The organism is Streptomyces sp. NPDC018610 (genome assembly GCF_044391765.1).
GTDB lineage: Bacteria > Actinomycetota > Actinomycetes > Streptomycetales > Streptomycetaceae > Streptomyces.
Window position 1 is genome coordinate 129740 of record NZ_JBISAL010000004.1, and the last position, 14229, is coordinate 143968.

The 14229-nt window shown below is 72.3% G+C and carries 9 protein-coding genes; 7 read left to right on the forward strand and 2 right to left on the reverse strand.

All coding sequences use genetic code 11. The annotated features are described in order from the left end of the window. Positions 1 to 37: 37 nt before the first annotated feature. The 4 genes from ACH5A8_RS12455 (at position 38) to ACH5A8_RS12470 (ending at position 8977) form a co-directional block, all read left to right on the forward strand. A complete protein-coding gene (locus ACH5A8_RS12455) occupies positions 38 to 2002 on the forward strand; it encodes a RiPP maturation radical SAM C-methyltransferase (RefSeq protein WP_399000870.1) in 1965 nt (654 codons plus the stop codon). Positions 2003 to 2035: 33 nt separating this feature from the next. After that, complete coding sequence (locus tag ACH5A8_RS12460) at positions 2036 to 2704, forward strand: DUF5825 family protein (RefSeq protein ID WP_399000872.1); 669 nt, start codon at positions 2036 to 2038, stop codon at positions 2702 to 2704. Between the two features lie 539 nt (positions 2705 to 3243). Next, the gene (locus ACH5A8_RS12465; protein WP_399001488.1) at positions 3244 to 4686 is read left to right on the forward strand and encodes an NF041680 family putative transposase; all 1443 of its coding nucleotides are present in this window, start codon (positions 3244 to 3246) and stop codon (positions 4684 to 4686) included. Positions 4687 to 5752: 1066 nt separating this feature from the next. Beyond that, positions 5753 to 8977, forward strand: coding sequence for a lectin (locus ACH5A8_RS12470; RefSeq protein WP_399000874.1), 3225 nt, complete (start codon positions 5753 to 5755; stop codon positions 8975 to 8977). A 99-nt stretch (positions 8978 to 9076) separates the two neighbouring features. Here the strand turns inward: ACH5A8_RS12470 and ACH5A8_RS12475 are convergent, their stop codons facing one another. Then, a complete protein-coding gene (locus tag ACH5A8_RS12475; RefSeq protein WP_399000876.1) occupies positions 9077 to 9511 on the reverse strand; it encodes a type II toxin-antitoxin system Phd/YefM family antitoxin in 435 nt (144 codons plus the stop codon). A gap of 270 nt (positions 9512 to 9781) precedes the next feature. Between ACH5A8_RS12475 and ACH5A8_RS12480 the strand changes: the two genes are divergently transcribed. From ACH5A8_RS12480 to ACH5A8_RS12490, 3 genes are read left to right on the forward strand one after another with little or no spacing between them, the layout of a single operon-like run. After that, positions 9782 to 10540 (forward strand): (5-formylfuran-3-yl)methyl phosphate synthase, encoded by a 759-nt coding sequence (locus ACH5A8_RS12480; RefSeq protein WP_399000878.1) that lies wholly within the window; start codon positions 9782 to 9784, stop codon positions 10538 to 10540. Between the two features lie 8 nt (positions 10541 to 10548). Further along, entirely contained in the window at positions 10549 to 11952 is a 1404-nt protein-coding gene (locus tag ACH5A8_RS12485; protein WP_399001490.1) for an aldehyde dehydrogenase family protein, read from the forward strand. 2 nt (positions 11953 to 11954) lie between these two features. Beyond that, positions 11955 to 13055, forward strand: coding sequence for an NAD(P)-dependent alcohol dehydrogenase (locus tag ACH5A8_RS12490; protein ID WP_399000881.1), 1101 nt, complete (start codon positions 11955 to 11957; stop codon positions 13053 to 13055). Positions 13056 to 13301: 246 nt separating this feature from the next. Here ACH5A8_RS12490 and ACH5A8_RS12495 read toward each other — a convergent pair whose 3' ends face one another. After that, on the reverse strand, positions 13302 to 14207 hold the full coding sequence (locus ACH5A8_RS12495) for a class I SAM-dependent methyltransferase (protein ID WP_399000883.1): 906 nt from the start codon (positions 14205 to 14207) through the stop codon (positions 13302 to 13304). Positions 14208 to 14229: the final 22 nt, after the last annotated feature.

Below are 14229 nucleotides of genomic sequence, written 5' to 3' on the forward strand. Positions count from 1 at the left end.
CGCCGTCCGCCGCCCGCCCGTGCGCAAGGAGCTCACCGTGCGCGTTCTTCTCGTGAACATGCCCTGGTCGCCGATCGACCTGCCCTCCCTGGCCCTCGGCATCCTGAAACGCAGCGTCGACGAACGCGTCGAGGGCGCGACGTGCGAAGTGCTGCACGCCAACCTGGAGTTCACCGACTGGATCACCGACCGCACGGAGTTCTCCGCCGAGGACTACGAGTACTACGCCCTGTCCTCCTACTTCCTCGGCTGCGGCGACTGGGTGTTCTCCTCCGCCCTCTACGACGACCCGGAGTGGAAGGAGCCCGAGTTCGTCGCCGTGATGTCGGACAAGCTGCGCCGCGAGCGGATGCGGATGACCCGCGAACTGCACCGGACCGTCCCCGAGTTCGTCGCCGACGTCGCGCGCAGGGTGGCGGAGATCGGGCCCGACGTCGTCGGTTTCACCTCCACGTTCCAGCAGAACACCGCCGCGCTGGCCGCCGCCCGGCAGATCAAGCGGCTCGCCCCGCACATCGTGACCGTGATGGGCGGCGCCAACTGCGACGCCGAACAGGGCGCCGCCGTCCACCGCAACTTCCCCTTCGTCGACTACGTGGTCCGCGGCGAGGGCGAGGACGCCTTCCCCCGGCTGCTGACCGCCCTGCGCGACGGCGACCGGACCGCGGCGGCGTCCGTCCCCGGACTGTGTCACCGCACACCCGACGGCGCGCACACCGCCAACCCGATGCCGACCGGCCCGCTGCCGCCCGCGGCGATCCTGCCCCCCGACTACAGCGGCTACTTCGAGCGGCTGGCCGCGTCCGTGGCCCGCAACTGGGTGGAGCCCAAACTCGTCGTCGAGGGCGCGCGCGGCTGCTGGTGGGGGGAGAAGCACCACTGCACCTTCTGCGGGCTGAACGGCTCCTTCATGCAGTTCCGCAGCAAGAGCCCGGACACCTTCTACCAGGAGATCATGGACCTGGCGGAACGCCACCAGGTGCTCGACATGTACGTCGTCGACAACATCCTGGACATGCGCTACCTGTCCACCGTCCTGCCCCGCATCATCGACAGCGGACACGACCTGCGCATGCACATCGAGATCAAGGCCAACATGCGCCGCCCCCAGCTCCAGGTCCTGGCGGACGCCGGCCTCGTCTACGTGCAGCCCGGCATCGAGAGCCTCAACAGCCGGGTCCTCGACCTCATGGACAAGGGAGTGAGCGGCTGCCAGAACGTGCGGATGCTCCGCGACGCGGCCGAGACCGGGCTGTCGGTGTCCTGGAACTACCTGCACGGCTTCCCCGGCGAGACGGCCGAGGACTACGACCCCGTCATCCGTCAGCTCCCCGCGCTGGAACACCTCGACCCGCCGGTCGACCTGTCCGCCCGCATCGCCATCGAGCGCTTCAGCCCGTACTTCAAACGCCCCGAACTCGGCTTCACCGGGCTGCGGCCCGAGGAGCACTACCTGTTCACTTACGACCTGCCCGAGCCGGAACTGCACGACCTCGCCTACGTGTTCTCCGCCCCCGAGCGCGGCATCACCGAACCGACGGTCGGCCTCCTCAACGAGGCCATCGCCGCCTGGAAGAAGCACCACGCCGACGCCCGCCTCACCCACACCGACCTGGGCGACCGCATCGTGCTCGTCAGCAGACGCCGGTCGTTCCCGTGGCGGACCCTCGAACTCACCGACCCGTTCGAGACGGCGCTCTTCCGCCTCCTCGACCAGCCGCACGGCGCGATGGCCCTGCACCGCAAGCTCACCTCCCGCGCACACCACGCCGACGGCGCGGAACACACCCCGCAGGACGTCGAGGACCTGCTGCGGCGATGGGTCGACCTGGGCGTGGTGTTCACCGACGCGGGTCAGTACGTCCACATCGCCCCGGCCGCCGTCAACCAGGACCTGCTGCGCCTGGACTACATGCGCCACCTCCACACGCGCCCCGGGTCCGGCACGCCCGCCGCCCCCGCGCCCGAGGCCCCGGCCGAGCCGGCGCCGGCCCTGTCCTGACCCCCGACCGACCGGAACCCCGAAGGACGACACATGACAGCCATCGCACCGGAACCGGCCATACGCGCCTGGCGCGACCACGACCCGCAGGCCCGCCGGCTGCCGGGCATGTCCCTGGGGCCCCTCGCGGGCACGGCCGGGCACCAGGACGCCGACCGGCTCTGGGACCTGGGTGTGCGGCACGTCGAACTGGACGCTCCCGTCGACCTCTCCGCCACGCACCCGGCGGCGCAGCGCGCGGCGATCGACCGGCTGCGCCTGGTGCGGGACCTCACCGCGCGCGCCGTCTCCGTCGACTGGGACCTTGAGGTGTCGGCGAAGTCGCCGCAGCGCTCCGCGCAGGAATGGAAGGTGCTGTCCCATCTGCACCCGCCGCGCACCCTGACCGGCCTCGACGACGCGGCACAGGCCCTGCACGCCTGGCGCACCCGTCACTACGTGTGCAAGCTCGTCTGGCGCCAGGGCCCCGGCTTCGTCCAGATCCGGGACCGGCGCTGGGGCGACCTGCGCCGGTTCACCGCGGACGAGCCCCGCTACCAGGACGCCATCGCGCTTCTCGACGCGGGCGCCGACCGGTCCGGCGTACCCGCCGACGTACTGGAGGAGTTCACCTCCGAACACCTCGTCCTGTGCCTCGGCGACCTGGCCTGGTGGCTGCCGTACCGCGTCTCCCGCTGGCTCCAGGAGGCCATGGCCGTATGACCCGCCGCCTCGGAGCCCGCGGGCACGACCGTGCCCGGGGCCGAGGCGCCCGGCGCCTCCGCCTAGCTTGTTCTTTAACTACCGTCGGCAGCTGCTTCGACTAGCTTCACGAGGGGCGCCAGGATCTGTGGCAGTTCGTTCTCGGAGGTGAGCACCGGTTGGTCCTGCCAGGTGTGTTCGCTTCCGGAGTCGATGAAGAGCAGTGAAGTGGCACCCGATTCCCAGAGGAACACCATCCCCGTGCGCTCGTCTGATTCCAGTGTGAGGCTCACTGCCGTGGCCTTCGGCCGCCCTCGGGATGGGGTTCCTGGGGCGGGCCGCTTCACCGCAGAGCTGATCCCACGAGAGCGAAGCTCGTGTTGATGTGCGGCATGCCAGTCCTTGAGCCACTGAGCGATCTTTGACATTGCGCCCCCATGTGGGCCTCGAACGGCCGTCGAACTTGATCGTAAGCCCGACAATCACCGGACGCGGGAACGGCCTTCGTCTGATCATGTGCTCCGACCAAGGTGCACGTGACCAAGACGAAGGCCGTGAGGGTGAGTCTTCTGCCTGGTGCTGTCCGGAGGGAAGCGTTCGCGCAAGCGTCAGCCTTCCGAGGTGAGTTCTATGAGTGTCTGACCGCCCGGCGTGACGAGTTGTTCGAGCTGGTGGACGCGGTGCTGTGTGCGGACGGTGCGGTGAAGTCCCCGGTGGACCTGACGCTGCTGCCCGAACATCGTCGTGGGCACGGAGCGATGTACGGCGGCCTGAACCACGGCCGGATCGACGTCGGCCGGCTGCGGACCGTACTGGCCGGGCTGTCGCTGCCGCGCTTCGACGGCGGGCGCCTGGTCCTGGCGGTCGACGTGTCGCCGTGGCTCCGCTCGGACGCGCCCTGCTCGGCGGACCGGCTGTTCTGCCACGTCTACGGCCGGGCGAAGACGGCCTCACAGTTCATCCCGGGCTGGCCGTACTCCTTTGTCGCCGTGCTGGAGCCGGGTGCCACGTCATGGACCGCGATCCTGGACGCGGTCCGGCTGGGACCTGCGGACGACGCGACCGCGATCACCGCCGCCCAGCTCCGAGGAGTCGTTGAACGGCTCATCACCGCGGGCCAGTGGCAGAGCGGGGACCCACACATCGTGATCGTCAGCGACGCCGGCTACGACATCACCCGCCTGGCCTGGGTCCTGCGCGATCTGCCGGTCGAGCTGGTCGGCCGGATCCGCTCCGACCGGGTCATGCGCCTGCCGAGACCGCCCCGCCAGCCAGGAACCAACGGCCGGCCGTCCAAGCACGGCCCGGAATTCCGCTTCGCCAAGCCGGAGATCTGGCCCGAGCCCGCGATCGCCACGGTCACCGCCACCACCAACTACGGCAAGGCCGAGACCCAGGCGTGGGATCGGGTCCACCCCCGGCTCACCCACCGCTCGTCCTGGCTCGACCATGACGGTGAACTTCCCCTGGTAGAGGGGACGTTGATCCGGTTGAAGGTCGAGCATCTGTCGAAGGACCGTGATGCCCCGCCGGTGTGGTTGTGGTCCTCCAAGACCGGCGCCACTCCGGACGACGTTGACCGCTTCTGGCAGGCATTTCTCCGCCGCTTCGATCTGGAGCACACCTTCCGGTTCGCGAAGCAGACCCTGGGCTGGACCACTCCGAAGCTCCGTACTCCCGAGGTGGCGGACCGCTGGACCTGGATCCTGATCGTCGCCCACACCCAGCTCCGGCTCGCCCGGCCTCTCGCAGAAGACCTCCGCCGGCCCTGGGAGAAACCCACCACATCCGACCGGCTCACCCCGGCCCGGGGCCGCCGGGGGTTCAGGAACATCCGCGCTCACCTCGCCTGCCCGACCCGTGTTCCCAAACCCAGAGGCACCGGCCCCGGACGGCCACCCGGCGCCAAGAACAAACACCGGGCACCCCGCTACGACGTCGGCAAAACCGTCAAACGCCCCGAGACTCTCAAGGCCATCGGCAAGCCTGGCAGGTCCTGGTAGATAAAGAACAAGCCTAGGGCGTGTTTCGAAAGTCCCGCCTGCCCCGCGACGCCTGGCACGCGCGCTCGCCGCGTTGTCGGGATCGTCCACGTACGCCCAGTACGAGGACGACCCTCCGCCTTGCGATCACACGCACCAGACGCCGCGGGGCCCGCCCTTCGGGCGGACAGCGCCACTTTCGAAACACGCCCTAGGTGACCGCCGCCCCGCCGGACGTCAGGCGTCGGGGCGACGGTCCCGGCCCTCGGGGAGCCGCTCGGAGCCGGCCACGCGGTAGGTGGCGACGGGGCCCCCAAGGCTCGGGGTGCGGACGAGCGCGCTCCACTGGCGAGCTCCCGGAGCAAGAGCGCCGCGGCGACGGTGACCGCGACGGCCTTGTCCAGCCCGTCGACCTCCCGCTCGCGCGACACGATCGCCACACCCCCGGTCACGCACCATCGCGCCTGCCGGTCCGCGTCCGACTCCCGGAGGCCGGCCGGCGGGCACGACGTGGAACCGCCCGAGCGATCCGGCGACCGGACGCCGCCTCGGGTCCCGACGGCCCGGCCCCGCCCGCCGCGCCCGCGAGGCGGCCGGCGGTCAGGCGCGTTCGGCGAGAACCAGCTCGATCAGGCCCGGGAACTCGACACCTCGTTCGGACCCGGCTCGCGCAACCGGCTCGACGCCGTGCGAGTCGCACTTCGAGATGGCCCTCGGGCCCACCCATCCGAAGGTGCGGGGAGTGGCCCGCAAGCTGCGGGCCTGGCGGGACACCCCGGGGCTGGGAGCGGGGACCGTCGACGCGCTCGAGCCGCGACGCCTGGCGGACGCCAAGGCCTTCGGGCGGCGCGCCGCACAGGGGCCGCGGAGCCTCCGGCACCCTTCGAGGGGCCGGAGGCTCTGCCTCGCCGGCGCTGCGGGACTCGACCGCGAAGGCTCGCCTCCCGGCCCAACTGCCCTCATGCTCCGACCCATTGACGGGCTCCCTCCTCCTCACTAACTTCGACGCGAGCGCTCTCCCACCCCGCCCAGCGTTGTGACAACGTTGTCAAAGTGTCTCGCCGCACCCCCGAAGGAGAGTAAGGCGATGCGTCAATCTGTCATGCGCACGTCACAAGGATCGTTACGCGGCCCGCGCCGCCCCAGAGGCCGCGCCCTCAGCGCGGTCATCGGCATCGGCACCGCGCTGGCCTGCCTCGCGGCCCTCCCCGCCCAGGCGGCGCCCGCTACGCCGACCGGCGCCGCGCGAGCACAGGCCGCACCCGTCACCGACCCGGCCTCGCTCGTCAACCCGTTCATCGGCACCTCGAACGCGGCCGACGACTTCCCCGGCGCGGACGTCCCGTTCGGCATGGTCCAGTGGAGCCCGGACACCCCCTCGCGCCCCGACGGCGGCGGCTACGAGTACAAGGACTCCTCGATCACCGGGTTCAGCCTGACCCACATCGCGGGCCCGGGCTGCGGCGCGGCCGGGGACGTACCCGTCCTGCCCACGGTCGGCGCGGTCGACGCCGGGGCCGTCGCCTCGTTCTCCCACGGCGCCGAGTCCGCCACGGCGGGCTCCTACAAGGTCGGCCTCGGCAACGGGGTGACCACCGAGCTGACGGCGACGACCCGCAGCGGCATGGCCCGCTTCACCTTCCCGGCGAGCAGCCGGTCCAACCTGGTGTTCAAGCTCGCCGGCAGCCAGAGCACCGCCACCGCCACCCGGTTCACGAAGGTGTCGGACACCGAGGTGAGCGGACAGGTCACCAGCGGGCACTTCTGCGGGGCGGGCAACACCTACACCGTCTACTTCGACATGGTCTTCGACCGGCCCTTCGCCGGCCAGGGCACCGCCGTCGCACCCGCCGCCAAGGCCCCGACCGCGACCCCGCGCGCGTCCAGGAACACCGCGGAACCGTTCGAGTCGCCGCGGCTGCACGGCACGACGCCCAAGACGCGGACGCCCGCGACGCCCGCCGCACCGCAGGCGGCGCCCTCCAGCGGGTACGTCACCTTCGACACCACCTCCCGCCCCGTCGTCCAGGCCAAGGTCGGCGTCTCGTACGTGTCGCAGGCGGGCGCGGTCGCCAACCGCACCGCCGAGAACGCCGGCTGGGACTTCGCCGCCACCCGCGACGCCGCCAAGGGCGCCTGGAACACCCTGCTGGGCAAGGCCCGCGTCTCGGGCGGCACCACCGACCAGCAGACGCAGTTCTACACCGCGCTCTACCACTCCCTGCTGCACCCGAACGTCATCAGCGACACCGACGGCCACTACCCCGGCTTCGACGGCGCCCCGCACACCGTCGACCCCGGCCACAAGGCGGTCTACGCCAACTACTCGGGCTGGGACGTCTACCGCACCCAGTCGCAGCTGGAAGCCCTCATCGCACCGCAGGCGGCCTCCGACACCGCCCAGTCGATGCTCGACGACTACGCGCAGACCGGCCGGTTCCCCAAGTGGTCGGAGAACAACGGCGAGTCGTACGTGATGGTCGGCGACCCGGCCGCCGCGATGATCGCCGACTACTACGCCTTCGGGGCCCGCGACTTCGACACCGCCACCGCCCTGAAGGACATGATCGCGGAGGCGAGCAAGCCCAACAACAACCGCCCCGGCCTCAACTACCTGGACGCGCCGGGCTACATGCCGCACGACGGCAGCTACGGCTGCTGCAACTTCTACGGTCCCGTCGCCACCACCCTGGAGTACGACACCGCCGACTTCGCGCTCGCCGCGTTCGCCGGCGCGCTCGGCGACACCGACACCCAGCACACCTACGCCCACCGCGCGCAGGACTGGCGCGACGTGCTGAACCCGGCGTCCGGGTTCGTCCAGCCGCGCAACGCCGACGGCACCTGGACCGGCGGCTTCGACCCCACCAGCGGCACCGACATGGTCGAGGCCGACTCCTGGATCTACACCGGCATGGTGCCCTTCGACGTGGCCGGCCTGGCCGCGGCCAAGGGCGGCGACACGGCCATGAACGACTACCTGGACACCGTGCTGCGCAGCTACACCGGCGACAAGGGGTACGCCTGGGTCGGCAACGAACCCAGCATCGAACTGCCCTGGGAGTACGACTACATCGGCCGCCCCTACAAGACGCAGGCCGCCGTCCGGCACATCCAGGACCAGATCTGGGCGAACACCCCCGGCGGGCTGGCCGACGGCAACGACGACCTCGGCGCGATGAGCGCCTGGTACGTGTGGTCCGCGCTGGGCATGTACCCCATGACGCCGGGCACCTCCGACCTGGCGCTGGGCTCCCCGCTGTTCCCGCAGATCGCCCTCGCCCTGCCGTCGGGCAGGACGCTGACCGTCAACGGCGACGGCGCCGCCGACAACGCCCCCTACGTGCAGTCCGCGACGTTCGACGGCTCGCCGTGGAACAACGCGTACGCTCCCGCCTCCGCCCTCACCACGGGCGGCACCCTCGCCTACACACTGGGCACCACCGCCGACACCTCCTGGGCCGCCGCGGCCGGCCAGGCGCCCCCTTCCTACGGCGGCGACCTCGGCACACCGGTCCGGCCCCGGGTCGGACCCGTCACCTCAGGCGTGTCCTCTTCGCTGTGCGTCGACGCCGCCGGCTCCGGCACCGCCGACGGCACCCACGCGCAGATCTGGACCTGCAACGGCAGCTACGCCCAGGACTGGGTGATCGCCGCCGACGGCACGATCCGCACCCTCGGCAAGTGCCTCGACGCCGCCGACAGCGGCACGGTCAACGGCACCCATGTGCAGTTGTGGACGTGCAACGGCAGCGCCGCCCAGCAGTGGACGCCCGGAGACGACGGCTCACTCGTCAACCCGCACTCCGGACTGTGCCTGGACGACCCGGCCGGCACCTCCGCCACCGGGACCCAGCTGCAGCTGTACACCTGCAACAAGTCCGCGGCGCAGACGTGGAAGCTGCCGGCCGCGCCGCCCGCCCGCACCGGCGCCGTCACCGCGGGCGTCTCCTCCACCCTGTGCCTGGACGACCGGTCCTCCGCCACCACGAACGGCAACCCCGTCCAGCTGTGGGGCTGCGACGCCACACCCGCCCAGAGCTGGACGTCGGCGGCGGACGGCACCTTCCGGGTACTGGGCGCCTGCCTGGACGCCGCGAACAGCGGCACGACCGACGGCACTCACGTGCAGTTGTGGACGTGCAACGGCAGCGGCGCCCAGCAATGGAGAGCCACCGCCTCCGGCCAACTGATCAACACCCACTCCGGCCTGTGCCTGGACGACCCGAACTCCAGCACGGTCGAGGGCACACAGGTGCAGCTGTACACCTGCAACGGCAGTGCCGCGCAGAAGTGGCGGCTGTCCTCCTGACGGTGCTCCTCGTGGCGCCGGCGGTCCCACCCGCGCGTGTGGGTCCGCCGGCGCCACGGGCCGTGACTCCTGTCTCGCGGGCGGGCACCGGCCCGTCGTTCAGCGCCCGTCGCCGTCGGGCGCCTGACGGGCGAGGAACTCGGCGAACGCCGCCGACTGCTTCGGGCCCATGTTCCCCCCGCGCCCGTACCCGGCCTGCTCCTCCAACCACGCCACCGCTTCCGCGTCGCGCAGCTCGGCCACGACCACCGAGCCCCGGATGAGCGTCATCCCGCCGTGCGGACGGCTGAGTCCGAGGTAAGGGCCGTACGTCGTCGGCCCCGGCGGACACCCGAGCGCCGGCTCCTCCTCGGGCCGCGCACCCTTGTGGTGACGCGCGGCCCAGTACTCCAATGCCGCCAGCTCGGCCGCCGCCAGCAGCACCCTGTCCGGCTCGCCCTCCTCGGTGACCCGGACCCGCTCGCCGCTCGCCTCGACCTCGGCGACCAGACGCCCGAAATCAGATGAGCCTTCCATCAGTTCGACGTCGTCCATACGGACCGACACTACCCGCGCGGCCGCTGCCGGCCGCGGCCTCGCACCGGCGCGACGGTCCGCGTGACGGCTCCTCGACTCCGCGCCGGGCGCCCGCCGGAGCGGACGGCGCACTGAGGGGGTGCGCACAGCACGGCGACGTGCCGCCGGGAGCCCGCGCGCTCTACCGACGGCCGGAGGCCGCGGTGATGATGAGCGGACCGCAAGCGATCGCGGCGGGCGTGCACCCCCGTCTTCCGGCGGAGGGTCACACGGCGGAAGGAGTCCACGTTGTTGCTTCTCATCTCCCCGGACAGCGTCGAAGAGGCCCTCGAATGCGCGAAGGCGGCGCAGCACCTGGACATCGTCGACGTGAAGAAGCCCGACGAGGGCTCGCTGGGGGCCAATTTCCCGTGGGTCATCAGGGAGATCCGCGACGCGGTCCCGGTGGACAAGCCGGTGTCCGCCACGGTGGGAGACGTGCCGTACAAGCCCGGCACGGTCGCCCAGGCGGCGCTCGGCGCGGCCGTCTCCGGAGCCACCTACATCAAGGTCGGCCTCTACGGATGCACCACGCCCGAGCAGGCGATCGACGTCATGCGGGGGGTCGTCCGAGCGGTGAAGGACTTCCGGCCGGACGCGTTCGTCGTCGCGTCGGGGTACGCCGACGCCCATCGGATCGGCTGCGTCAACCCGCTCGCACTGCCCGACATCGCCCGCCGTTCCGGCTCCGACGGGGCCATGCTCGACACCGCGATCAAGGACGGGACCCGGCTGTTCGACCACACTCCGCCGGACGTCTGCGCCACGTTCGTGCGGCTGGCCCACGAGGCCGGTCTGCTCGCCGCCCTCGCGGGCAGCGTCAAGGCCGGCGACCTCGACGAACTGGCCCGCATGGGCACGGACATCGTGGGAGTGCGCGGGGCGGTCTGCGAGGGCGGCGACCGCAACGCCGGCCGGATCCGGCCGGAGCTGGTGGCCGCCTTCAGGGCGGAGATGGACCGGTGCGTGCGGCAGCACTCCGGGCCGGCCGTCGCCGCCGCGAGCTGACCGCCGGCATGCCGGCCACGCACCCCCGCCCCGCGTCCGTCACCCGCCGTGGGCACTTCGCCGTCGTCGACCCGGCGACGGGCCAGGCCTTCGACGAAGCCCCCGACCGGCGCCCGGACGAACTGGACGCCGTCGTCGGCCGGGCGCACGCCGCCTGGCGCGGCTGGCGGTCCGACCCGGCCGCCCGTACGACGGCGCTGCTCGCCGCGGCCGACGCCGTGGAGGCCGCCGGGACCGAGCTCGCCCCCCTGCTCACCCGCGAACAGGGCAAACCCCTGACCGAGTCGCACGCGGAGGTCGCCCGCACCGCCGCCCGGCTGCGCTACTTCGCGGAGCTGGACCCGGGAACCCAGCAGATCACGGACGGCCGGCCGGTGCGCAGCGAGATCCGCTGGCGCCCGATCGGACCCGTCGCCGCGATCGTCCCATGGAACTTCCCCCTCCAGCTGGCGTCGGCCAAGTTCGCCCCGGCGCTCGCCGCCGGCAACACGATGGTGCTCAAACCCTCCCCGTACACGCCCCTCGCCACACGGCTGCTGGGGTCCGTCATCGCCGCCGCCCTGCCCGATGACGTACTGACCGTCGTCACCGGCCGCGAACCCCTCGGCGCCCGCCTCGCCCGCCACCCGGGGATCCGGCATGTGACCTTCACCGGCTCGATCCCCACCGGGCGGGCCGTCGCCGAGGGGGCGGCGGCGTCGCTGGCCCGGATCACCCTGGAGCTGGGAGGCAACGACGCCGCGATCCTCCTGGACGACGCGGACGTGGAAGCCGTCGCGGAGCGCCTGTTCTGGGCGGCGTTCCGCAACTGCGGGCAGGTGTGCATGGCGGTCAAGCGCGTCTACGCCCCGGCCCGGCTGTACTCCGAGGTGGTCGAGGCGCTCGCGCAGCGCGCGAAGAGCGTCGCCGTCGGGCCCGGCCTGGAGCCCGGCACCCGACTCGGGCCGGTCAACAACGCCGACCAGCTGGCCCGCGTCGAACGCTACACCGACCGGGCCCTGGCGGACGGCGCCCGGGCCGCGGCCGGCGGGCACCGGCTGGACCGGCCGGGCTACTTCTTCGCCCCGACGGTCCTGGCCGACGTGCCGGCCGACAGCCCGGTGGTGACCGAGGAGCAGTTCGGCCCCGTCCTGCCGGTCCTGCCGTACCGGAGCGTCGACGAAGCCGTGGAGTGCGCCAACGGCACCGGCTTCGGACTCGGCGGCTCGGTCTGGGGGACCGACCTCGACCGGGCCGAGGCGGTGGCCGACCGGCTGGAGTGCGGGACGGCGTGGATCAACCACCACGCCGAACTGTCCCTCGCCCAGCCCTTCGCCGGCGTCAAGGAGAGCGGCGTCGGCGTCGCGGGCGGGCCGTGGGGGCTCTACGGCAACCTCAGACCGTTCGTCGTACACCGGCCGGGGGAGGAGTGACCATGAAGTTCGGCGCGGCGGTACTGCGTTCGTACGACAGTCCCTTCACCGTCGAGGACGTGGTCCTGGAGACGGGACCGGCCGACGGCGAGATCCTGGTCCGCGTCGCGGGCTGCGGCATGTGCCGGACCGACCTCGCGGTCCGGCACTCGGCGGGCCGCTCGCCGCTGCCGGCGGTGCTCGGCCACGAGGGAGCCGGGGTGGTCGTGGAGACCGGCGGCCCGGACACGGGGCTGAGCGTCGGCGACCATGTCGTGCTCAGCTTCGACTCGTGCGGACACTGCCGCAACTGCCTGGGCGCGGCTCCCGCCTACTGCGACTCCTTCGCCCCGCTCAACCTGTTCGGCGGGCGGGAGCGGAACGCGGCGCGGTTCACCGACGCGGCCGGGAACGCGCTGGCTCCCCGCTGGTTCGGCCAGTCCTCGTTCGCCGCGTACGCGATGGTCCTGGCCCGCAACGCCGTCCGCGTCGACCCCGCGCTGCCCCTCGAACTGCTCGGCCCGCTCGGCTGCGGCTTCCTCACCGGTGCCGGAGCGGTGCTGAACTCCTTCGGCGCCGGCCCCGGCGACACCGTCGTGGTCCTCGGCGCGGGAGCGGTGGGCCTGGCGGCCGTGATGGCGGCCACGGCCGCCGGCGCGGTGACGGTGGCCGTGGACCGGTACCCCGAACGGCTGGCCCTCGCCGAGCGCTTCCACGCCCTCCCGCTGGACGCCGCCTCGCCCGACCTGCCCGGCCGGATCCGGCGACTGACCGACGGCGGCGCCCGGTTCGCGCTGGACACCACGGCCTCCGCCCGGCTGATCAACGACGCGCTCCAGGCCCTGCGTCCGACCGGCCGTCTCGGCCTGGTGGCACGGCTCCACACCACGCTGCCGCTGGAACCAGGGGGACTGGACCGGGGCCGGCAGATCTCCCACATCTGCGAGGGCGACGCGGTCCCCGGTCTTCTGATTCCGCGGCTGACGGCACTGTGGCGGGCCGGGCGGTTCCCGTTCGACCAGCTGATCCGTACGTATCCGCTCAGCGACGTCAACGAGGCCGAACGCGACTGCGACGCGGGCCGCGTCGTCAAACCCGTCCTGATCCCGGACGGCGGAAGCTGACGCGCGAACCGCCCCGGGATCCCGACGGACACCGCCGCCGCCCTGCCGGTCCGCCGAGCCCGGCACCACGGAGCGAGGCCCGCCCCCCGGGACGAGGCCGCGGTCGACGCCCGAACGAAGCCGCGGCCGACGCCGGGACGGGCCCCGGTCCGATGTCGGATGCTGTTGGTAACCAACAGCATCCGATGTCGGACCGGGGCCCCGCCCTCCCACCGGACCTGCTTCACCCTCTTGCCGCGCGCGGCGTCACAGCGAGGGCTTGTCCGCGAACACCCACCGATTGCCCGCCAGCGCGTCGTTCTGCTCGGGCAGCGGCCCGCGCCCGTGCCGGCGGGTGAAGTCGAAAGGCGTGAGGACCGAGGTGGACCAGCCCTTGACCGCCAGGTTCCCGGCGGAGTCGGGCCGCGGCCGAGTGTCGAACAGGTCGAGCAGGTCGATGCCGATCTGGTCCCTCGTCGCCGTGTAGAGCGGGCTGTCGCGGTACTCCAGCAGATCCTTCTCCAGCTTGACCTCGAAGGCCAGGGCACTCCCGCCCGCGCTCAACCGGTCCACCGCCTCGATCAGGTGGGTCTCGGCGGCGGGGGGCAGGTAGAACAGCAGCCCTTCCGCCAGCCAGGCCGTCGGCGCGCTCGCGTCGAAGCCGGCGTCGGCCAGCGCCCCCGCCCAGTCGGCGCGCAGATCGACGGGAACCGGCACACGCTCCGCCTTCGGCAGGGCGGACAGGCCGCCGAGCACCTCACGCTTGAACGCCAGCACGCCCTCCCTGTCGATCTCGAAGATCACACAGTCCTCGGGCCAGTCGAGCCGGAACGCCCGGGAGTCAAGGCCCGCGCCGAAGAGGACCACTTGCCGTGCGCCCGCCCGCACCGATCGCAGCAGGAAGTCGTCGAGGACCCTGGTCCTGAGACCGAAGTACCGCGCGAAGCGGCCCCACAGCGGGTTCGCGTCCCCGTCCGGGACCTGGTGCATCCGGACCGGCCAGCCCTCGCAGGCGGGGGCGGCGCGCACGAAGTGCTCCGCGTACACGTCCCGGGCCAGGCTGTCGTCGCGATGCGTCTCGATGGCCCGTGCCGCGGCGACCAGCAGCGCCGTCACCCCGACTCCTCCGTCCACGCCTTCCACACCGGGGTCCTGTCGCACCGTGCCGACCATGTGTGTCCTCCTCGGGAACCGC